This is a genomic window from Pseudoalteromonas sp. XMcav2-N, assembly GCF_024124545.1.
In the GTDB taxonomy this organism is placed as follows: Bacteria; Pseudomonadota; Gammaproteobacteria; order Enterobacterales; family Alteromonadaceae; genus Pseudoalteromonas.
In genome coordinates this window covers 277,133-298,421 of sequence record NZ_JAMXSF010000006.1, presented here as the reverse complement: position 1 = coordinate 298,421, position 21,289 = coordinate 277,133, and the positions used below count along the sequence as shown (strand labels likewise).

Genomic DNA, 21,289 nt, shown 5'->3' with positions numbered 1-21,289 from the left:
TACTCACCCGTCCGCCGCTCGTCATCTTCTAGCAAGCTAGAAATGTTACCGCTCGACTTGCATGTGTTAGGCCTGCCGCCAGCGTTCAATCTGAGCCATGATCAAACTCTTCAATTAAAAGTTTTTTTTGAAACCGAAGCTTCATGCTCATTGAATTCTGATTTTGATACCTGTCGGTATCGAATTGACTGTGCTGAATAAACTATGTTTATTCCGTTGGTCACTCAGTTCAATTGAGACTCTAAATTTTTGCGCGTCATTCAGTAAAACTGAAATTCGCTGTTAGAACTCAATCTGTACGAGTGCCCACACAGATGATTGCTTCATATTTTTAAAGAACAGTGCGACTCAATGTCGCTGCGCTGTTAGCGCTGAGGGTTGTGCATTCTAATCACTTCCCGTTTTATGTCAATACTTAATTTTGATTTTTCTTTCGAAGCATTCAAAGCTAAGTTTTATTTGACTCCCAACTCGTTGGCTCGTTGCTTTTCAGCGTTGTGCCCCGTGTCGGTGGATGCGCATTATAGGGAAATCGAAACCCAGCGCAACCCCTTTTTTGAATAAAAGTGAGAAAAACGGTGCGTTCGGACATTAATTGTACTAAACAGGTGTTTTTTACATAAAACACCACTAAATCGAGATCAATAATACGAAAAAGGCCAGTCAGGGGATTTCTGACTGGCCTTTATCAATATGCTTTAGTAGGTCATGTGTATACTTAGAACTTGTATTCGATACCGGCGCCCAAGTAATCTTCCTCTACACCATTGTCTTCATCTACGCTTGAGTAGAAAGCATAAAGCTTTGCAGCTTTGCTCAGCTTGTGGTCAATTCCGACAGAGATACCATCTACTTTATCACCTTTATCAAAGTCGATAACCTGATATTGCAGCTTCAAGGTATTTGCACCAAAACCGTATGCCGCGTTTACCATGTAACCGTCAGCTTCGTCAGACCCGTCAACTTTCTCTTGCATCTGGTACATTGCACCCAGTTTAAAGTCTGCTACCTTACCTTGTACTGAGAAACGCACTGCATCGTAGCCTTTTACTTCACTATCAGTTGCAACCGCAGCATAGAATTTAGTGTTCTTTAATTTTGCATCACCATAAGTCAGTGCTGCTGAGAACCCGTTTTCACCTTCAGTGCTGTCTTCAGCGATAAATGTACCTAATACTTTAAAACCATTAAAGCTGGCTGATTTATAAGAAATTGAATCGCCCAGACGGTTTTCACCTTTAAACAGGTTCTTAATATCCGCTTCAAGGTCGTTGAACAGGTCAAGTTTGCCTTGTGACTGTTTAAATGCAGTGTCATTACGGCCAATAACAACCTCACCGAAATTACCTTTCAGACCGACGTATTGGTTACGTGCCGTAATATTGTCATCTTCGCCTTTTGAATCTGCGTCAGAGACATCGACCTGGAACTCCAGCTTATAGATAACTTCAAGGCCAGAATCCAGCTTTTCAGAGCCTTTGAAACCAAAGCGTGATGCATTGCTTTTCACTTCTGTGAATGAGCCTTCACCTTCATCTGAACTCTGTATAGACAGGTTCGCCTTACCATATACATCAACATCAGCGTAAGCGCTCGCAGACAAAGCACCGAAAAGAGAAACAAATAATGCTGATTTGGATAATTTCATGTGTATTTCCTCAAGTATCGCAACACGTAATTTTTTAGACAGGCGCAGTCTGCCAGCGATAAGTGACAGAAATATTACACTCAAAATAAAAGTGACATTAAACTGTCAGCTAGGCATCATAAATAATTCAATAATCTGTAACCTAATCAGGTAAAGATGCCAGCAGGCTGGCAATCATCTCTATTTGCTCTAGCTGTTCATTATCCTTGTGATAGGCAACATAGATCTCGCGGGCATTTTGTTCTACTGATTCAATATGAAACAACTGCTTTTTCTCTATAGATTCGACCGCCAATGCACGGGGTATAAATGCTGATCCTCCACACTGCATTATAAGATCCAAAGCAATACGGCCGGTACTGGTTCTGAAATATGGCGGTGTGCTGCCAGTAAACTGTTTCGCATGCCACAATGAAAAGGCCGTTCCCCAATCTACGTAGACATATTGCTTATCAAAAAAGTCTTCATCTGATGTCTGCGCCATTGTGCTTACAGGGATGATGGCCAGATGCTTAATTTGCTTTACCACCAGCTCATCAACTTTCGGTGGATCAAATAACACCGCAATGTCGAGCGTCCGCTCCAGTAATAACCGTGTACTTTCTTGCTGTGCCTTGACCTCAGCCACCAAAGAGACCCCAGGCATAGCAGTCACAATGTGGTTAATACCAAACTGCAAAAAGGCATCCCAAATATTCGGCGTACCTGCTAGCGAAAGCTGCTTATGCATGTTGTTAGCAAGCGCAACATCAACTTTCGCACGTTGCATGCCGGTCAGGATCATATTGGCATGGGGTAATAAACGTTCCCCCGGCGCCGTCAGTTGAATATTATTGCGCTGACGAATGAATAAATTGACGCCAAGGCTTTGTTCTAACTGGCGGATCCGGAAACTAACGGCAGACTGAGTAATGTATAAATTCTCCGCTGCGCGACCAAAGTGACGGGTCTTTACGACTTCGACAAATGTTTTTAATAGATCTATGTCCACATGGCCCCCTTACGATAAAAAAAACTCGTTTAATTATTTCCACACTATGGTCCATACTCCTGCCAAACAATGCTGAGGATTTCACCATGAGTCAAAATTTAGCGACCCTGAAAGAAGCTTTTGCTACAACAAAACACTTCTATGATGATATTAAATTTCCCCGGGGGTTTTCTCGAAGCGGACACTTTACCCTGCAAGAGTCTGATATTCTGGAAAACCATGGTGCGTTACTTAAAAGCTTATACACTAAAGCCAGTCATCCGCAAAATGAATTTCAGCAACGCTTTGTGGAGGTTATGGGAGGATTAGGGACTCCAGAAAATGCGATGGAAAAAACCTGGACCAAATACCTCAAACTGACGACCTGTAAGACCAAATTCCATACTTTGTTTGGCCGTTCTAAGGTGAGCGCAAATAAAGAAGAAGTCGAAGCCGTCGCTGTGGAAGCGGACGACGACATCTAACAGAGCCTTGGGGGCACCGACTCAATCTGTGCCCCTGCTCGATTAGGTTGATGCCAGACGACGCTGTGCTTTGCCCGTTCGGTAGGAGTCAAAGCTAAATAGCGCCAAAGCCGACCAGATAAACGCGAACGTTAAAACCCGCTCCGCACTGAACACTTCACCATAAAAAACCACCGCCAAAATGAACATCAGGCTTGGTCCGATGTACTGAAAGAAACCCAACGTTGAATAAGGGATCCGCTTTGCAGCTGCGGTGAAACACAATAACGGCAAGGTTGTAACCACCCCCGCACTGATCAATAAAAGATTAGTGTGCCAGTCATTGAGCATCATGTTGCTGGTCTCACTGGGTGTTAACCACCACCAGTACCCAAGTGCAATGGGCAACAAAATAACGGCTTCGATTAATAATCCCGGTAAAGATTCTACCGCCATGGTCTTGCGTAACAAGCCATATATGGCGAAGGAACCGGCCAGTGAAAACGCAATAACAGGAAACGAGCCAAAACTTACCAGCTGCAACACCACCCCAACGAATGCCAGGCCAACCGCAAACTGCTGACGAGGTCGAAGACGCTCCTGCAGAAACAGCATACCTAATAGTACATTCAGTAAGGGATTAATATAGTAGCCCAGGCTCGCATCCAGCATATGACCATTGTTCACCGACCAGATAAATAAACCCCAGTTAAATCCGAGCAACAAAGCCGTAAGGGTCAACATCAGCATCAGCTTAGGCTGGCGTAGCACGGTCATCACCTTTGACCAATTCAGCTTTATAGCGATGATCAGCGCAATAAAGAGTACAGACCAGACCACACGGTGGATCAGGATCTCAAGCGCATCAACCTGATCCAGTGATTTAAAATAGATAGGGGCTAGTCCCCACATTAAAAACGCTAAAACGGCAAAGGTATACCCTTGCTTCGTTTCACTACTCGCTCCCATTCACTTCTCCCAAGCACAATCAAAATTGGTATCTACTGATTCCCATAGATGCCAAGCGCGCAGTATACCGCAATCTGTACCCGCCAGTATGATTTTCCTGTGATCAAAAACAAAAGACATCTGGCGTAAAACCCACTAAAATGCGCTCGATGGAAAATCTTGCAACTCACTCAATCGACACACCGCACGGCGTACTGAAAGAAGTTTTTGGCTACAGTGACTTTCGTGACGGACAACTCGACGTCATTCAGGCGTGCCTGGACGGGCGCGATAGCTTAGTATTACTGCCCACCGGAGGTGGTAAATCTCTGTGCTATCAGGTACCTGCTTTGTTATTGCCTGGCACCTGCATTGTGGTGTCACCGCTTATCTCTTTAATGCAAGATCAGGTTGCACAACTCAAGGCGCTGGGTATCTCCGCCGAGTTCATCAATAACAGTATTGATCGCGCGCAGCAGCAAGCTATCTATCAACGTCTGCATCACGGCGAAATCAAGCTATTGTATGTTGCGCCAGAGAAAATACTCCAGAGTGAGTTTATTGAACGTCTGAGTCACCTCAAGTTGGGTTTGTTCGCCATTGATGAAGCACACTGTGTATCGCATTGGGGGCACGACTTCAGACCGCACTACTGTCGCCTGCATGAGTTAAAGCAGCGTTTTGTCACTGTCCCTATGATGGCATTGACGGCAACCGCCGATCTGGCAACCCGCAGCGATATTGTCACACAACTCGGTCTGATCACGCCGTTTATCCACACTGGTAGTTTTGACAGGCCGAATATTCGCTACACTATAGAAGAGAAGTTCAAACCTCTGTCACAATTGATGCGCTATCTGCGCACTCAAAAAGGGCAAAGTGGTATTGTCTACTGCTCAAGTCGTAAACGCGTGGATGACATCGCCGAAAAACTAGTCGAGGCCGGTTTTAACGCTGCGGCATATCACGCAGGCATGACCAATGAGCAACGCCAGTTCGTACAAAATGCATTTTCTCGTGACGATATTCAGATAGTGGTTGCAACAGTGGCATTTGGTATGGGTATCAACAAATCAAATGTGCGCTATGTTTTGCATTATGACATTCCCAAAAGCATTGAAGCTTACTATCAGGAAACGGGTCGAGCAGGACGTGATGGCCTGGCCGCAGAAGCCATTATGTATTTCGATCCGGCGGATATTGGTCGGGTAAAACGCTTTTTTGAAGATATTGAGGACGAGCATCGCCGCAGGGTCGAAGAGCAACGTTTCAATTCTATGGCCAGCTTTGCCTCGGCACAAACCTGTCGACGCCAGATCCTGCTCAATTATTTCAGTGAATATCAACGCGAGCCCTGTGGCAACTGTGATATCTGCCTGAATCCACCCAAGCGATTTGATGGTACTTTGGTTGCTCAGCAAGCTTTATCCTGTATTTACCGGGCTGAGCAGCGTTTTGGGCTCGGTTATATTGTGGATGTACTGCGTGGCGCAAATACCGCACGGATCCGAGATAACCAGCACCATACACTGAGTACGTATGGCATTGGCAAAGAACACAGCAATGAATACTGGCTGAGTATCCTGAGACAACTGATACACCATGGGCTAGTTGCACAAGATATCACCCAGGGTGCCGCACTCAGGCTCACCGAAGGCGCACGTTCGGTTTTGCGTGGTGAATACGCATTGCAACTTGCTCAGCCACGTCTTGAAGCCAAACATGTTTATCAGGATAAACTGGCTCAGTTCAATTACGATAAAAAACTGTTTGCAAAATTACGTAGCCTGCGTAAGGAACTCGCCGATCAGGATGACGTGCCGCCTTATGTTGTCTTTAGTGATAAAACGCTGGCGGAAATGGCGCAGCTCACCCCGACGAATGATAGTGAATTCCTGAAAGTATCCGGTGTGGGCTTTACCAAGTTGAGCAAGTATGGTGCACCTTTTATGCAACTGATCCGAAACTACCTCGATACCGATTAACCAGACTCATTGACCGGAGTAACCGTGACAACCCACATAAGCCACCAGCCAGATCAGGACTGCATTATCGTTAGCCCTGCTTCTTTGCCAGATGCAGATGAATTCGAGCTGTGGGGACAAATTTTCTTGCATCTGGATGGCATTACTTTACTTGAGTTTCATCTTGGCGCAGACCGTCACCAATGGCGTTTTAGTTATGCAGGCCACCCATATAACCTCAATTTCGAGCACTACAGCGACAGCATCTGGATCATGCCGGAAGGCCTTGGTGCAACTGAACATTTGCCGGATCTGGTTACATCATTTCGGTTAAATTTACAACAATAATATAGACTTAGTTGAGCAGCTATGGCTAACATAGGCCATAATTAAAAGTACGTTCATTCACTACAGGCTGTTCTATGGGTTGGGTTGTTCGCGTTTCTATACTAACAATACTCGCAACGGTTGCGACGCACTCTCCAGAGGCAGTAGCCAGCACGCCGCTTAGTGCACTGGAGAGCTGTAGCAATCTCCGCCCGGACACGCCCGAAGACAACAACCTTCACCGTCAGCTGGACAGTGAAGACTCCCTGCCCGATTTAAAGAATGCCTCGGTTGTTAGCATTGACCTAAAACAGCTCAACGTCTTTGATACCTCTTTGCCAGAAGAAGACAATGCAGTGTTTCGCTTTGCGAACCGAGCGCATGCCACCACTAAACCTGAGGTGATCCGTAATTTACTGCTGTTTACTCAGGGCAGTGAATATGATCCAAAACTATTACGAGAGTCAGAACGGTTACTGCGTCAACAACCCTATATTTACGATGCAAGAATCTTCGCTGAGCAAACCTGTGACGGGGAAGTGGCTGTTACTGTCGTCACACGCGATCTTTGGACATTGTTGCCCGACATCAGTTTCAGCCGCAGCGGTGGTGACAATTCAAGCCGCCTTGGTTTTCGTGAATCTAACTTATTGGGTTATGGCAAACGCTTATCACTGACGCATATCTCCGACCCTGACCGCAGTGGATATTTGTTTGTTTACGACGATCCACAAATTCTCTCTAGCCGCTATCAGGGGCGAGTGGAATATGCGGACAATGATGATGGCAAAGTGCACTATGTCGGCATTGCCTATCCATTCTTTTCGATTTCCACCCCCTTCAGCTATGGTGTAAGTAACTTAAGTAATCGTAGGGTTGAGTCTCTTTACAATCTGGGCGAAGAGATTTCTGAATACGAGCAGCTGAGTGAAATAACCAATCTCTACATTGGTCGCGCTTTCGCACTTGACGACGACTGGACGCGACGACTTCTGTTGGGGTATCAGGATGAAAAGCAAGAGTTTGCCCCGATACGTGCAACCACCTTACCGATAGCTGAAGACCGCACTGTACGTTACCCCTATATTCAGGCACAGTGGTTTGAAGATGCCTATATCAAAGTGCGAAATTTTGATTCTATTTATCGCACCGAAGATTTGAACTTAGGGTGGAATATCAATGCCCTGATTGGCTATTCAGACAGCGGCCTCAGTGATGATGATAGTCGTTGGGTTGGAGCATTCAACGCAAGTAAGGCTCACTTCACATCTGAAGACAGCCTGCTTCGCTTCGCCTTCAATTTAAATGGTTACTGGAATAAACGCGATAATCAGGCCGAGAATTTAATGATCAGTTCACGGCTTCAGTACTACCTTAATACCAGCCTCAGACAATCCTGGTATGCACAACTGGAAATCCAATATGGCAAACACCTGAGTGCCGATCAGCAGCTCACCTTAGGGGGAGAAACTGGTCTCAGAGGGTACCCAAGTAATTACCTGCAGGGGAATCGCCGAATTCTACTCAACCTTGAAAAGCGCTATTACTGGGAATACGATTTACTACATCTATTTAAAGTCGGTGGCGCTGCGTATTTTGATATTGGCCGAGTAGATGGTCGGGCTCTGCCACCCCCGTTGCACGATGACCCGGAAATATCGCGCATACTGACACCACAGCAGCAGCACGCTTTGACACATCAGATCCAGGGTCAGTTTTTGAAAAATGTGGGCCTGGGGCTTAGACTTGCTCCAAGCCGTGCGAATTCGGGATTGGTTCTGCACCTGGACGTCGCCGCACCACTCGATGGACCTGACAACATTGACTCAGTGCAATGGTTATTTACGGTCAAAAACCGCTTTTAACCGGTCAAATTTCCCTGACATCATCCTGTTTTACTTGTACATAAATGGGTATACCTCATGCCAGACACCCTTACGACGTTTTTACTCGCTGAGTATAAATTGATCGTCACTCTGCTTTTCATTTTTCTGTTTCCGTTGCTACTCAAGTTAGCTATCAAAGTGCTGCACAAGATCACTCGGGGGAAAATTGATCTACATCGTCAACAACGAGCCGAACTGCTGTTAAAAGGTTTGGTTGGAGCGGTGTTGCTGTGTCTGTTGCTGGTGTTCTGGGGCATCGAATTACGGGGTTTACTGGTATTAGGCTCTTCCTTATTTGCGATGCTCGGTGTCGCGATGTTTGCCGCCTGGTCTTTGCTTAGCAACCTCACAGCCTTCCTGATTATGTTTGTTCAAAATGATTTCAGGCTTGGCAACTGGGTCCGGGTCATTGACGGTGCGAACTTCATTGAAGGCTGTATTGTCGAGATGGGGCTGATGAATGTGGTACTACGCCATGTTGACGGACACAAAGTCGTGTATCCCAATAACCTGCTCGTCACACGCCCTGTCTGGGTACTCTCAGAGGCACCGGTTAAACCCAAACACATCGCCGAGCGACGGGTACTTGGCCCTAAAAAGTAATCATTGTCACTGGTTGTCATACCCTAGTGACATTGCGCATGATATACAGTTATCGTATGCGTCAAAATATAATCAATTTGAGGCATTCACGCTGTCGCTAGCAGCGATAAAGGATACCCCATTTAGAACAACTCTGGTTTTCGCTGAAGATTGTCTATCTCATGGCGGGCTGTCTTATGATACTCATTGGTATAACTTTTAAAGTGAACAAGGAAGGAACGATGAATATACGTAACCTGTGTGCAACCGTTATTGTCGGTACACTGATTCTCTCAGGCTGTAAGAGCTTAGTACAGAAGGGAAACAAGTTATACGAAGCGGGCATGTATGATCAATCAGCTGAGTTTTATGAACAAGCCCTGGCTGAAGACCCCCAGGATATCGAGGCACGTCAGGGGCTGACCTTAGCACGCAATAAAATCATTGACCGTGGTCTTATAGATGTGCGCATGCTGCGTTTAGCAGGCAATCATACCGGCGCGGCGCTCAAACTTGAGGCGCTGTTGCGCAATCAGATCAGCTGGCATATTGAGCCAGTCGGCCCCATGGCTGATACACAAAGCGAAGAGCTCAGGTACGCAAATGCCTGGCTTAAACAAGAAGCCCAGCAATTATCAGGTTCTGCCTACCCGGATCAGTTTCGTTACTTTGAAATGCGTTATGCATTTTTAATTGCCAATGCCAGACTGAGCAACAGCTTTGTACGCTATCATGACCAGTTACAGGCCAACGCCGTGCGACAATGTGACAAGCTCAAAGCAGCTCAAGGCCAGGGCCGCCTTTTTCTGCAGCGCTTTTATCGAAAATATTGTCAGGCCTGGAACTTAACTATCCAGCTCGATGATACTGTCACCGACAAGTCACTGTATTCTGAGATCCGTATTGACCCGATGCTTTCTGTACAAGTACACGATACCAGCACACAAAGGCAACGCTTGCAAACTGCACTCTCCCAGCTGAATGACGCTTTCAGAGACAGCCTGTGGTACCACTCGCAAGGCACAGAAACATTCACACTTAGGGTTCACGCCGCATTTAAACACACCCGCAAAACTGAGCTGGTCAACCGGCAAAAGCACTATACATTAGAGCAAGAACAACCCAATCCGAACGAACCGGGTATGTTGATGGAAGTGGAAGTTGCAAAAACATATCAGTACCCCGTGACTGAGTTTACTGAGCATTTTAGTCTGGATATGATGTATCTGGGTTATATTGGTGGACAACATATAGAGCACAAGGTCGACGATAGTCAGGTGCATTACACGCAAAGCCATTATGCCGATTTCCCGGATCTCGATTTGTCGCCCCAGAAGGCCCGTTTTCTGGATGTCAGTTCACGCCTGGATAAGCAGTTGTCTGAGTTACGAACCCAGTTTAAGGCAGATTTAGACCAGGCCTGGCAGCAAACCTATTGCGAGAATAAACTGGCTGCCGCCAGTGGTGAGAATGTCCTGCGCTGCGCCAAACTGGCACCCCATAACGACTATGTCAACAACTGGTTTAACAAGCACTTTGGACTGAATTACCAGGCGATGTCGAGTCTCTACTCACTTTAGTCTTTATTCGTCGTTCCTTTGCAGAACAAGCAGATTGGGAACACAGCACTTGGCGAGATACCGACTTCATGCTAACTTCTCGCTCAGTTTAGACTAACAGGAAGCATTTTATGCCTAAAGCCAGTGAAATTAAAAAACACGCCGCGATTGATTATAATGGTCGCGTTATGATCGTCCGAGACATTGAGCGCTCAGTACCACAAGGCCGTGCTGGCGGCAGTTTGTACCGTATGCGTATGTACGATGTCGTCAATGGCGGTAAAGTAGATGAAACGTTTAAAGCGGAAGAAATGCTGCAACTGGCTGATTTAACCCGCCGTCCTGCTATGCTTTCTTATATTGATGGCGAAGAATATGTGTTTATGGATGAAGAGGATTACACCCCTTACCATATCCACAAAGACTCGATTGCTGAGCAGGTCCTGTTCATAAACGAAGAAACCAAAGGTCTGTTGATTGTGGTTGTTGAAGGCACGCCGGTTTCATTGGATCTGCCGTCAAGCGTTGAGCTGGTGATCGAAGAAACAGCACCATCAATCAAAGGCGCATCGGCCAGTGCCCGCACTAAGCCAGCTACCCTGACAACAGGTCTGGTTGTGCAGGTACCTGAGCATATTTCCACGGGTGATAAGATTAAGATTAACACCGCAGAATCTAAGTTTATGAGCCGCGCAGACAGTTAATCTCAGTGTGCCCGCAACAGAATCGCGGGCACCTAATTTGGGTAAATAAAGTTCAGTTAATTTATATTATACAATAGCCGTTTGACGCAAAAATCGGTAACATGCTCCACAACAGCAGATTAAATTGGACAGGTTTGTGGTCATACTCGGGTGGCTCTCCACCGCGTTGATAGATGGAATTGGACACGGATGAAAACAAGTAAGCTGAGTATCAGGCTATTATGGTATATCACTCCTTTGGTGATACTGCCACTGCTATTGCTCGGTGGTTTTACGCTTACCAACGTCACCAGTTCTACTCAAAAACAGGCAAAACTCATTGTCAGCCGCTTTGTTGAACAGCAACAACAAAAAATGTTCAACTACATGGAGATCTATCAGTCCACCACCAAGTTGCTATCGACTTCACCGGTACTCAGTGATTTTTTGAGCATGCCTGAGGTATCCAGTCAGGAAAAAACCCAGCGCTTAGGGGCACTCATGGATGTGTTTGCCAGTTACACCGAAGCCTATCCGGATATTCTCAGTATTAACCTGGTTGATGAACGTGGCCAGAGTCATGCTTTCTATGCCAGTAACCTCAACCGGGCACCTCAGTCTTATCCCTTTTTTGCTCAGGTCAGGCAAAGTAATTTGCGCCAGCAACAGTTTATGCAGGCATCAAATAATGGTGGTACACAACTGTACTTTGTGCAGCAAATCTACGGGGTGGATTTTAACCTCAACCGTCCTCAGCGAGAGGGTTATATTATCGTCCAGGTTGCACCTTCAATTATTAGCAGCAGTATTCTTGAAGCGCCCTATGACAACACCTTAAACCTGCTGGTATCCGCCTCCGGTGAGGTGTTGTTTAGCTCCGACAGTCATTTTAATCAAAGCTTTCTGAGCGTTGAAGAGATGGCTCAAATCAATACCCTGGCAGATAAAGGCAAGCTGGACTCGCTGGTATTACCATCCATCGACAACCTTCGCCGTATGACCTATAGCGCACAGCTCAGTGGCGGCTATTACTATATCTCTACCATCCCAAAAACGATTTTATATCAGTCGGGTAAAGCAATCAGCCTGACAACAGCCCTGATCGTGATACTGTCTGTGATAACCCTGCCAATTTTGATCTTTATCGTAGTCAGAAACCTGCTGCTGACTCCTATCGAGCTACTTGGCGAAGCCAGTCATCGCGTTGGGGATGGGGATCTCTCTGTTGCCTTGCCCGCGCACGATGATGACGAAGTCGGGATACTGTTTGATGACTTTAATCACATGATCAAACAGATCCGGGATTTCCAGGGAGAGCTGGAGGATTACAAATTACACCTGGAAGAAAAAGTCGAAAACCGCACCCGAGCACTCGAAGAGATGAACCAGCAGCTCGAAGTGGCGATTGCGGAAGCTGAGCAGGCCAGTCAGCTAAAAAGCCGCTTCTTAGCGAATATGAGCCACGAAATCCGCACCCCATTAACCGCTATCATGGGGTTCACCGAGCAGATGCTGCACTCCCCCAATGCCACTAATTCAGCTCTGCATCTGGATACCATTTTACGTAACTCACGGCATCTTCTTGAGCTTATAAATAATATCCTTGATCTGTCTAAGATAGAGGCCGAGAAATTGGCTGTTGAACGAGATCCTATCGAGTTACTTCACTTGCTCAAGGATGTGGAATCCATCATTGCGCCCATGGCAGAACAAAAGCAGCTGGACTTTACAATGCACTATGCATTGCCACTGCCTCAGCAGCTGTTCAGTGATGAAACCCGACTCAAACAGATTTTATTGAATATCGCAACGAATGCGGTGAAGTTTACCGAAACAGGCAGCATTGAGATCAGCGCCCGTTATCGCTCAGATACCGCCCTGTTTGAGTTTGAAGTTAAAGACAGTGGTATTGGTATGTCGCAGGGTGAAATGTCGCGGGTATTCAAACCCTTTGAGCAGGCAGACTCCACCACTACTCGTCGCTTTGGAGGCACCGGCCTGGGACTCTGTATTTCTAAGAACCTGGCCCAGTTACTCGGTGGTGATGTCAGCGTAGAAAGCGCTCAGGGTGTTGGCAGTCGATTTATCATCACCATTGCAGCCAACCACTCGCACAGTGCGTTTGCGTGGATCGAAGACGAAGCGCAGCTGGCACATGACCACGTGGTCTCCACCTTGCAACTTGATCAGACTCAGCTTGAGGCTGACATTTTGCTAGCTGAAGACAACCCGGATAATCAGGAATTACTGACGCTGCTATTAGGGGCCTGGGGACTCAACCCGGATATAGCCAGCAATGGCGCACAAGCCGTGGAGATGGCGCTGGTGAACGATTACGATCTCATTTTGATGGACATGCAAATGCCTGTTATGGGCGGGCTGGAAGCCACTGAAATGCTCCGACATGCTGCTTATGATGGTCCAATCATTGCGCTGACCGCGAATGTCATGAAACATGATATAGACACCTATCTGGCGGCGGGTTGCGATGCCACGCTCGCCAAACCCATCGACCGTGAAAAGCTCGGAGCCGTATTGCTTAAGTATTTGCAATTGGAAGAAGACAAAAGCTCGCAGTGGAACTCGTTACTGCAAAGTGAAAAATACCTGCAGATCAGCCGCAACTATGTTGAAAAGCTACCCGACCAGCTGACACAACTGGAACACTTTTTTGGCGCTCAGGAGTGGGAATCACTCAGAGCACTGGCGCATAGCCTGAAAGGCAGTGCCGGATGTTTTGGTTTTACTAATATTCATAATGCTGCCGGCGATCTGGAAACTTGCCTGCGCGAAGATAACCCTACAAAATGGGAATATGCAATGCTGACACTCACTCAGGCCATCAAATACACCCTTGAACAGGAGCACGCCTGACTCTGTGCAGCGCACGAGATAGTGTGATCACCCATCCGCCAGTTCAGGGTTAAAGAGTACTTTGCCCATCAGCACAGCGTCTTCTTTGCCTTCTGCGCTGGGGTAGTAGTTTTTGCGTACGCCCATCTCCGTGAAACCCGCCTTATGATATAAGCCAATGGCCGCCTCATTACTTACCCGTACTTCCAGAAAGATATTTTCGGCGTTATCTTGCTCGCACCTTGTCATGAAATGCGTCAGCAACTGCCAGGCCAGACCCTGCCCCTGACAAGCAGGAGTGATACAAATATCCATCAGTGTAAAGTCAGGTCCAGCGCGCTCACCTACATAAAACCCGACTAAGCGCTCATCCATATACAGGGCAGCATTAAAGTAACGACCGCTCAAACACGACTGCATCGTCTTGATGGTCCAGGGGTGGCTATGACAGGCCTGTTCAATGTCCATGAGCTGTTGCAGTGGTACGTTGGCCAGATGATCCGACAGGATAGCAACGCTCATTGTTGTGCGCTCCAGATCTGCTGCCACAAGCTGCGTTTTTGCTCACCTGTCAGCTGCGCATCCGGCACAATCAGTTGTGCTTGTTGCCCGTTACAGGCCCAATTTACAGCATCTCCTTTGACGACACTTAACTCACCAACATTGGCGGCTTTGCACAGATCATGTTGCAGCTGCTCATTCAGCGAGAGCGGCTCATGTTCGACAGACACAGGGTCTGGTTTGGCTGGCTGTGGATTGGGATCAAACGCCGATTTAAGTTTAAGTGGCATTACACCAAGTAACTGAGCCTGAGCTGCATGCATGTAAAAACACCGAGAAAATTAAATGCTGAGAATTCTAGAATATGCGCGTAATGACTGCAATCTGAATTGTATTAAATATGGGAATTATCGAGAAATCGAGAAATCGAGAAGGAAGTGGCAGGGGCGGCAGGACTCGAACCCGCAACCATCGGTTTTGGAGACCGCTGTTCTACCAATTGGAACTACGCCCCTGCAATGTCGACGCATTATAATGAGCAATTTGAAAAGGTAAAGAGAAAATATCACATTTCTGATCGTTTGCTGATTTTATCAACAAAAAGGGCGAATAGTTGCCCTATCCGCCCTTTTATTAACCTATATCAGGTGCCTGGCGAGTGATTATTCCCACTCGATCGTCGCAGGCGGTTTACCTGAGATGTCGTACACCACGCGAGAAATACCATCGATTTCGTTGATGATGCGGTTTGAAACCTGGCCCAGGAACTCATACGGCAGGTGTGACCAGCGTGCCGTCATAAAGTCGATGGTTTCTACACAGCGCAGTGAGACAACCCAGTCGTACTTACGTGCATCACCCATTACGCCCACTGAACGTACAGGCAGGAATACAGTGAAAGCCTGAGACACTTTGTGGTACAAATCAGCCTTGTGCAGCTCTTCAATGAAGATAGCGTCGGCACGACGTAGCAGGTCACAGTATTCTTTCTTGATCTCACCCAGTACACGAACACCCAGACCAGGACCTGGGAACGGGTGACGGTATAGCATGTCGTACGGCAGGCCGAGCTCCAGGCCAATCTTACGTACTTCGTCTTTAAACAGCTCACGCAGCGGCTCTACCAGGCCCAACTCCATGTCTTCTGGCAAACCACCTACATTGTGGTGAGACTTGATCACGTGTGCTTTACCCGTGGCTGAAGCCGCAGATTCAATCACGTCCGGGTAGATGGTGCCCTGTGCCAGCCATTTGGCGTTAACACGCTTGCCCGCTTCTTCGTCGAATACTTCAATGAAGGTGTGGCCAATTGCTTTACGCTTGTCTTCCGGATCATCAATGCCTTTAAGGGCATTCAGGAAGCGGTCTTCTGCGTCCACTTTAATGATGTTCAGGCCGAACTTATCGCCGAACATGTCCATCACCTGCTGGCCTTCGTTAAGGCGTAGCAGGCCATTGTCAACGAATACACACGTCAGCTTGTCGCCGATAGCGCGGTTGATCAGCATAGCAACCACAGATGAATCAACCCCGCCTGACAGGCCCAGGATCACTTCGTCGTCACCTACCTGCTCTTTAATACGTGCAACCGCATCTTCGATTATTTGGCTTGGTGTCCACAATTTTTCACAGCCACAGATATCAGTGGCAAAGCGCTCCAGCAAGCGCAGGCCCTGCTGAGTGTGTGTTACTTCCGGGTGGAACTGCACGCCGTAGAAGCGTTTCTCTTCCCAGGACATAGCTGCATGCGGACAGGTTTCTGTTTTTGCAGAAGTGATGAACTGCTCAGGGATCTCGATAACCTTGTCACCGTGACTCATCCACACGTCCAGTTTGCCAATGCCATCTTCGATGTGATCTTCAATCGCTTCAAACAGGGCACAGTTACCCACTTTTTCTACTTTCGCGTAACCAAACTCTTTCTTATCTGAGCTGTGTACTTTACCACCCAGCTGTGACGCCATGGTTTGCATGCCGTAACAAATCCCAAGCACAGGTACACCCGCGTTGAACACATATTCAGGCGCGCGCGGGCTGCCCTCTAGAGTCGTTGACTCCGGACCACCTGACAGAATGATACCCTGCGGATTAAATTCGCGGATCTGCTCCTCGGTTACATCCCAGGCCCATAGCTCACAGTAAACGCCGATCTCACGGATCCGGCGGGCGATCAATTGAGTGTATTGAGAACCAAAATCTAAGATCAAAATACGGGAATCATGGATGTCTTTGCTCATTGATAATCTCGTTTGTTAGGAAGCGATAAAACTAGTAAAGCATAGTAAAAGTACTTTACCTAAATGACCGGGCAAGTTTGCCTGCCCAACGCATTGTGTTTGTTTGTACCCGCCTTATAAAAGCAGACACTAAAATTAAGAAGGGCCGGCAACCGCCAGCCCATTTTTACCCGCCGGGATTAACCCATGCGGTAGTTTGGAGCCTCTTTGGTGATCTGTACGTCATGGACGTGCGATTCACCCATACCAGCAGAGGTCACGCGGACAAACTGCGGCTTTGTATTCAGCTCTAAAATAGTCGCGCATCCTGTCAGACCCATGGCACTGCGGATCCCGCCCACTTGTTGGTGTATGATAGTCGCGATTGGGCCTTTATAAGCCACGCGGCCTTCAATGCCTTCCGGAACCAGTTTTTCAGCAGAGTTGCTCTTTTGGAAGTAACGATCCGATGAGCCTTCTTTTTGGTTCATCGCGCCCAGTGAGCCCATACCACGGTATGACTTGTAGTAACGACCCTGATACAGCTCAACCTCACCCGGTGCTTCTTCAGTACCAGCCAGCATAGAACCAACCATGACACACGATGCACCAGCAACCAGGGCTTTAACAATGTCACCTGAGAAGCGGATACCGCCGTCAGCAATCACCGGAATGTCGCGCCCTTTCAGGCCATCAACGGCATCTGAAATTGCTGTGATTTGAGGCACTCCACACCCAGTTACGATACGTGTAGTACAGATAGAGCCAGGGCCGATACCCACTTTCACCGCATCCACACCCGCGTCAGCCAGTGCCACAGCACCCTCAGCCGTCGCCACGTTACCCGCCACAATTTGCAAGTCAGGGTAAGCTTCGCGGGTTGCTTTAACACGATCAATAACGCCCTGAGAGTGACCATGCGAAGTATCGATAAGTAATACGTCAACGCCAGCAGCAACCAGCGCAGCGATTCGCTCGTCAGTGCCTGCACCCACACCCACAGCTGCACCTACACGAAGACGGCCTTGCTCGTCTTTACATGCGTTTGGTTTTTCTTGCGCTTTTTGATAATCCTTAACGGTGATCATGCCTTTCAGTTTGAAAGCGTCATCAACCACTAAGATTTTCTCGATGCGGTGCTCATGCATCAAACCCAGGATCTCTTCACGTGATGCGCCTTCTTTCACCGTCACCAGATCCGCTTTTTGTGTCATCACAGATGACACAGGCTTATCCAGTTTAGTTTCGAAGCGCATATCACGGCTGGTGATGATACCTTCCAGTAGGTTGTTCTCGCCAACCACAGGGAAGCCTGAGAAACCATTTTCTTCAGCCAATGCTAATGTATCAGCAATGGTCTTGTCTGCGGTCACGGTAACCGGAAAAGAGACAATCCCCGCTTCGTACGCTTTTACTTTACGTACATTACGCGCTTGTTCTTCAATGGTCATATTCTTATGGATGAATCCGATGCCACCTTCCTGTGCAAGTGCAATTGCAAGGCGTGCTTCAGTGACTGTATCCATAGAGGCAGAAACTAATGGCAAATTAAGTTCAATACCACGAGTCAGGCGTGTTTTTAAGTTCGCAGTGTGTGGTAGAACAGTTGAATGAGCGGGTACTAAAAGTACGTCGTCAAAGGTAAGGGCTTCTTTTGCAATTCTTAGCATGTGTGCGGCATCTCTCAAGTGAAACTGAGTATAAGGAATTGCGTGCGCATTTTATCAGCGTTCCTTATGCGAGTAAATAAAATTTAGCAAAAATATGCTAGAGTGTTCGTGAATTTTTTATGGAGCTGAGTATGTCGTTGCCACAACAAGAAAAAGTTTATTCGGTGTCGCGCCTGAATCGAGAGATCCGCAGTTTGCTGGAACAGGGGTTCGCTTCTTTACAGCTGACGGGCGAAATCTCCAACTTTGTCGCCCCGGCGTCCGGGCATTGGTATTTCTCGCTCAAAGACGACAAAGCCCAGGTAAAGGCAGCCATGTGGCGTGGCAACAACCGCTACTGTCGCTACCGGCCACAAAACGGTGAGCAGGTACTGGTGCAGGCTCGGGTGTCTGTATATGAACCCCGCGGTGATTATCAGTTAATCGTCGAACAGATGGCACCGGCAGGTGAAGGCCTGCTAAAACAACAGTTCGATGCACTCAAACTGCGCCTGGCCGGTGAAGGCTTGTTCAGTAGCCAGCATAAGCAACCACTGCCAGCACGCATAAACCGGGTGGGCGTCGTGACGTCTCCGACCGGGGCCGCAGTCAGAGACATTTTGTCGGTTCTGAAACGTCGTGCACCTCAGCTGGAAGTGGTGATCTACCCGACTCAAGTACAAGGTCAGGAAGCACATCATCAGATCGCAGCACAAATTGAGTTGGCGAATATTAGAAGTGAAGTAGATGTACTCATTGTTGGGCGTGGCGGTGGCTCGCTCGAAGATCTGTGGTGCTTTAACGAAGAAACCGTGGCACGGGCCATCTTCGCCAGCCAGCTGCCAGTGATCAGCGCCGTTGGGCATGAAATCGATACCACCATCAGTGATTATGTCGCCGACTTGCGTGCCCCAACCCCTTCAGCCGCCGCTGAGCTGGTCAGCCCGGATGGGGCAGAAATTCAGGCTCAGTTAGGTCAACAGAAACAGCGCCTGAGCAGCGCAATGCAGCGCTATCTGACCCATCATGCTCAGCAGCTGCAAAATTCTCATCAGCGGCTGTTACTCCAACACCCGCAGGCACAGCTGATGCAACAGGCACAAAAAGTAGATGAACTGAGTAGCCGATTGCTCAGGGCAATGAACCACCAGCAACACAGTGCTCAAAGTCGCGTTACCCTGGCACAACATCGCTTGGCGCAGTTTCATCCAGAGCAAAAGCTGCGATACGCACATCAACATCTGGACAGCCTGAAAGAAAAGCTCACCCGGACAATACAGGCTTCACAGCAACAACATACTCAGCAACTGGCTTTGCTCGCAGCCAGGCTCGACAGTGTTAGTCCGCTGGCGGTTTTGTCGCGGGGTTACAGCATTACTAAATCAGGTGGAAAAGTGGTGAAATCAACCCGGGATGTAACGGCAGGCGATATACTCACCACAGAATTACACGATGGTCGGTTGCAAACCCAGGTCATTGATGTCACACCGGCCGAGCCAAATCGCGAAAACGATTAGTACTCAGTGGCCAGCTCTCGCAGACTTTTGGTGCTAAAATGCACCAGCATACCTTGCGCCGTTTGCTGCGCTGAGCTGACCTTAAATTGCTTTATCCAGGGACTATTAAAGAGGCTGTCATTCAGGCGTTGCCACTGCATGGCATCGATATCCTCACTGCGCGGCACAAAACTGAGCTGACAGACATGGCGCTTGCAGCCATAACTGGCGTAAGTAAAGTATGTACTGAGATCACTGGTGTACAGAAAGTCCCCAAGCTGCAATTCCAACTCATCGGCCCAGACAGGGTCCCGCGCTTCAGCTTGAAATATCTCGGCCAGCTGACGGCTAATATTGCCCGATGAAGGGGGTCGTTGTTGCTGGGCGGACTGCTCCGGCTTTGATGATGTATGGTTTTGGACCTGTTCCAGCTCTTCTTGTAACTGAAGAATTTGCTGTTGCAGCGCTATCAGTTCGGTGCTGCTGGCCGGGTCAGAGGCACTTTCTGGTTGAGCCTGCTCCAGGAGCAAAGGAGCTGTGTGTTGGGTCGCATCGCCAGCGTTAGCCAAAACCGAAGTGGCAGGCTGTTCTGGGTCATTTGATGCAAACCACCAGGTTAGAGGAGCCGCAATGGCTGCCCCCAGCAACATCCAAAAACACTTTTGGCTCAGACTATCCATAAAGCACTGCCAGCTTACTCAGTCACATGCTAGAGCATAGCACTGGTGTGTGATTCGTTACGAGCTATCAGATCTTCATCCAGAAAGTTTTGATCCATAGATTCCGCCGGGCAAGAACAGGGCGGTTTGCCAACCACTTTCGCGGGCACACCCACCACTGTGGTGTGTGGATCTACTGCTTTCAATACCACAGAGCCTGCACCTATCCGCGCGCCTTCACCCACTTCAATGTTGCCCAGTACTTTGGCACCCGCGCCGATTAATACGCCTGCACGTATTTTGGGGTGACGATCGCCTTGCTCATTACCGGTTCCCCCTAAGGTAACCGATTGCAAAATAGAGACATTGTTCTCTATTACTGCAGTTTCACCTATGACTATACCAGTCGCATGGTCAAACATAATGCCATGGCCGACTTGACAAGCAGGATGGATATCAACACCAAATACTTCGGATGTACGGCTTTGGATAAAACGCGCGAGCTCTTTTCTGTCTTGTCGCCATAAGCAATGGGCGAGTCGGTGTGCTTGTATTGCATGAAAGCCCTTAAGGTTTGAAATAACGTTAAGATAGCTATCGGCAGCCGGGTCACGATCTTTAACCGCTTTTATATCATGTGCCACATGCGTCAGCATACGGTCGCAATCGACAAAGGCCTGGTCGAATAGTTCACGAATGGTGAATGCAGACACCACGGCGTCTGCCAGCTTGTTTGCCACAATAAAACTCAATGCCGCACCCAGACATTCATGATTTAAAATACTTGAATAAACATGGCTGGCGAGCAACGGCTCGCGGTCAACTAATTCGGTGGCTTCCTGACGAAGCTTTTGCCAGATCTCGTGTCTCATAAACTGCACTTT

General features: G+C 48.0%; 18 protein-coding genes, 1 tRNA gene and 1 rRNA gene. 9 read left to right on the top strand and 11 right to left on the bottom strand.

Annotation, left to right across the window (positions count from 1 at the left end; translation table 11 throughout):
- The 3 genes from NH568_RS10760 to NH568_RS10750 form a co-directional block, all read right to left on the bottom strand.
- A 16S ribosomal RNA gene (locus tag NH568_RS10760) occupies positions 1-117 on the bottom strand; the annotation flags it as partial.
- 601 nt (positions 118-718) lie between these two features.
- Complete coding sequence (locus tag NH568_RS10755; protein WP_253046965.1) at positions 719-1,648, bottom strand: porin; 930 nt, start codon at positions 1,646-1,648, stop codon at positions 719-721.
- 142 nt (positions 1,649-1,790) lie between these two features.
- A complete protein-coding gene (locus NH568_RS10750) occupies positions 1,791-2,639 on the bottom strand; it encodes a LysR family transcriptional regulator (RefSeq protein ID WP_253046962.1) in 849 nt (282 codons plus the stop codon).
- A gap of 86 nt (positions 2,640-2,725) precedes the next feature.
- Between NH568_RS10750 and NH568_RS10745 the strand changes: the two genes are divergently transcribed.
- Positions 2,726-3,103: a DUF413 domain-containing protein gene (locus NH568_RS10745; RefSeq protein WP_253046959.1), complete on the top strand. Its 378-nt coding sequence runs from the start codon at positions 2,726-2,728 to the stop codon at positions 3,101-3,103.
- A gap of 42 nt (positions 3,104-3,145) precedes the next feature.
- Here the strand turns inward: NH568_RS10745 and rarD are convergent, their stop codons facing one another.
- The gene (gene rarD, locus NH568_RS10740; protein ID WP_253046956.1) at positions 3,146-4,051 is read right to left on the bottom strand and encodes an EamA family transporter RarD; all 906 of its coding nucleotides are present in this window, start codon (positions 4,049-4,051) and stop codon (positions 3,146-3,148) included.
- Positions 4,052-4,200: 149 nt separating this feature from the next.
- Between rarD and recQ the strand changes: the two genes are divergently transcribed.
- The 7 genes from recQ to NH568_RS10705 all read left to right on the top strand — a co-directional run bounded on the left by recQ (position 4,201) and on the right by NH568_RS10705 (position 13,905).
- Positions 4,201-6,015, top strand: a complete 1,815-nt coding sequence (gene recQ / locus NH568_RS10735; RefSeq protein WP_253046953.1) for a DNA helicase RecQ — start codon at positions 4,201-4,203, stop codon at positions 6,013-6,015.
- Between the two features lie 36 nt (positions 6,016-6,051).
- A complete protein-coding gene (locus tag NH568_RS10730) occupies positions 6,052-6,342 on the top strand; it encodes a DUF3630 family protein (RefSeq protein WP_253046996.1) in 291 nt (96 codons plus the stop codon).
- Between the two features lie 74 nt (positions 6,343-6,416).
- The gene (locus tag NH568_RS10725; RefSeq protein ID WP_253046950.1) at positions 6,417-8,186 is read left to right on the top strand and encodes a ShlB/FhaC/HecB family hemolysin secretion/activation protein; all 1,770 of its coding nucleotides are present in this window, start codon (positions 6,417-6,419) and stop codon (positions 8,184-8,186) included.
- 57 nt (positions 8,187-8,243) lie between these two features.
- On the top strand, positions 8,244-8,810 hold the full coding sequence (locus NH568_RS10720) for a mechanosensitive ion channel domain-containing protein (protein WP_253046947.1): 567 nt from the start codon (positions 8,244-8,246) through the stop codon (positions 8,808-8,810).
- A 221-nt stretch (positions 8,811-9,031) separates the two neighbouring features.
- On the top strand, positions 9,032-10,369 hold the full coding sequence (locus NH568_RS10715; RefSeq protein ID WP_253046944.1) for a tetratricopeptide repeat protein: 1,338 nt from the start codon (positions 9,032-9,034) through the stop codon (positions 10,367-10,369).
- A 110-nt stretch (positions 10,370-10,479) separates the two neighbouring features.
- Positions 10,480-11,052, top strand: coding sequence for an elongation factor P-like protein YeiP (yeiP, locus tag NH568_RS10710; protein ID WP_054014673.1), 573 nt, complete (start codon positions 10,480-10,482; stop codon positions 11,050-11,052).
- Positions 11,053-11,241: 189 nt separating this feature from the next.
- Complete coding sequence (locus NH568_RS10705) at positions 11,242-13,905, top strand: ATP-binding protein (RefSeq protein ID WP_253046941.1); 2,664 nt, start codon at positions 11,242-11,244, stop codon at positions 13,903-13,905.
- A gap of 27 nt (positions 13,906-13,932) precedes the next feature.
- On the opposite strand, the gene rimI is transcribed toward NH568_RS10705, so the two are convergent.
- From rimI to guaB, 5 genes are all read right to left on the bottom strand, one after another.
- On the bottom strand, positions 13,933-14,406 hold the full coding sequence (gene rimI / locus NH568_RS10700) for a ribosomal protein S18-alanine N-acetyltransferase (RefSeq protein WP_253046938.1): 474 nt from the start codon (positions 14,404-14,406) through the stop codon (positions 13,933-13,935).
- The gene (locus NH568_RS10695; RefSeq protein ID WP_253046935.1) at positions 14,403-14,708 is read right to left on the bottom strand and encodes a hypothetical protein; all 306 of its coding nucleotides are present in this window, start codon (positions 14,706-14,708) and stop codon (positions 14,403-14,405) included. The genes rimI and NH568_RS10695 overlap by 4 nt, the downstream gene beginning before the upstream one ends.
- Before the next feature lie 115 nt (positions 14,709-14,823).
- Positions 14,824-14,900: transfer RNA gene (locus tag NH568_RS10690), tRNA-Trp, on the bottom strand.
- A gap of 147 nt (positions 14,901-15,047) precedes the next feature.
- Positions 15,048-16,622 carry a glutamine-hydrolyzing GMP synthase gene (gene guaA, locus NH568_RS10685; protein ID WP_046006173.1) on the bottom strand — a complete coding sequence of 525 codons (1,575 nt, stop codon included), beginning with the start codon at positions 16,620-16,622 and terminating at the stop codon, positions 15,048-15,050.
- Positions 16,623-16,801: 179 nt separating this feature from the next.
- Positions 16,802-18,271 carry an IMP dehydrogenase gene (gene guaB / locus NH568_RS10680; RefSeq protein ID WP_054014677.1) on the bottom strand — a complete coding sequence of 490 codons (1,470 nt, stop codon included), beginning with the start codon at positions 18,269-18,271 and terminating at the stop codon, positions 16,802-16,804.
- Between the two features lie 131 nt (positions 18,272-18,402).
- Between guaB and xseA the strand changes: the two genes are divergently transcribed.
- Positions 18,403-19,767, top strand: coding sequence for an exodeoxyribonuclease VII large subunit (gene xseA / locus NH568_RS10675; protein ID WP_253046932.1), 1,365 nt, complete (start codon positions 18,403-18,405; stop codon positions 19,765-19,767).
- On the opposite strand, the gene NH568_RS10670 is transcribed toward xseA, so the two are convergent.
- Positions 19,764-20,426 (bottom strand): hypothetical protein, encoded by a 663-nt coding sequence (locus tag NH568_RS10670; RefSeq protein ID WP_253046930.1) that lies wholly within the window; start codon positions 20,424-20,426, stop codon positions 19,764-19,766. The two genes, xseA and NH568_RS10670, sit on opposite strands and share 4 nt — an antisense overlap.
- A 29-nt stretch (positions 20,427-20,455) precedes the next feature.
- Entirely contained in the window at positions 20,456-21,277 is an 822-nt protein-coding gene (gene cysE / locus NH568_RS10665) for a serine O-acetyltransferase (protein ID WP_253046927.1), read from the bottom strand.
- Positions 21,278-21,289: the final 12 nt, after the last annotated feature.

Excerpts from the sequence above, each read along its gene's own strand:
- NH568_RS10755 (WP_253046965.1), bottom strand. The coding sequence starts at position 1,648 with ATGAAATTATCCAAATCAGCATTATTTGTTTCTCTTTTCGGTGCTTTG.
- NH568_RS10745 (WP_253046959.1), top strand. The coding sequence starts at position 2,726 with ATGAGTCAAAATTTAGCGACCCTGAAAGAAGCTTTTGCTACAACAAAA.
- rarD (WP_253046956.1), bottom strand. The coding sequence starts at position 4,051 with ATGGGAGCGAGTAGTGAAACGAAGCAAGGGTATACCTTTGCCGTTTTA.
- recQ (WP_253046953.1), top strand. The coding sequence starts at position 4,201 with ATGGAAAATCTTGCAACTCACTCAATCGACACACCGCACGGCGTACTG.
- NH568_RS10725 (WP_253046950.1), top strand. The coding sequence starts at position 6,417 with ATGGGTTGGGTTGTTCGCGTTTCTATACTAACAATACTCGCAACGGTT.
- NH568_RS10720 (WP_253046947.1), top strand. The coding sequence starts at position 8,244 with ATGCCAGACACCCTTACGACGTTTTTACTCGCTGAGTATAAATTGATC.
- NH568_RS10715 (WP_253046944.1), top strand. The coding sequence starts at position 9,032 with ATGAATATACGTAACCTGTGTGCAACCGTTATTGTCGGTACACTGATT.
- yeiP (WP_054014673.1), top strand. The coding sequence starts at position 10,480 with ATGCCTAAAGCCAGTGAAATTAAAAAACACGCCGCGATTGATTATAAT.
- NH568_RS10705 (WP_253046941.1), top strand. The coding sequence starts at position 11,242 with ATGAAAACAAGTAAGCTGAGTATCAGGCTATTATGGTATATCACTCCT.
- rimI (WP_253046938.1), bottom strand. The coding sequence starts at position 14,406 with ATGAGCGTTGCTATCCTGTCGGATCATCTGGCCAACGTACCACTGCAA.
- NH568_RS10695 (WP_253046935.1), bottom strand. The coding sequence starts at position 14,708 with ATGCATGCAGCTCAGGCTCAGTTACTTGGTGTAATGCCACTTAAACTT.
- guaA (WP_046006173.1), bottom strand. The coding sequence starts at position 16,622 with ATGAGCAAAGACATCCATGATTCCCGTATTTTGATCTTAGATTTTGGT.
- guaB (WP_054014677.1), bottom strand. The coding sequence starts at position 18,271 with ATGCTAAGAATTGCAAAAGAAGCCCTTACCTTTGACGACGTACTTTTA.
- xseA (WP_253046932.1), top strand. The coding sequence starts at position 18,403 with ATGTCGTTGCCACAACAAGAAAAAGTTTATTCGGTGTCGCGCCTGAAT.
- NH568_RS10670 (WP_253046930.1), bottom strand. The coding sequence starts at position 20,426 with ATGGATAGTCTGAGCCAAAAGTGTTTTTGGATGTTGCTGGGGGCAGCC.
- cysE (WP_253046927.1), bottom strand. The coding sequence starts at position 21,277 with ATGAGACACGAGATCTGGCAAAAGCTTCGTCAGGAAGCCACCGAATTA.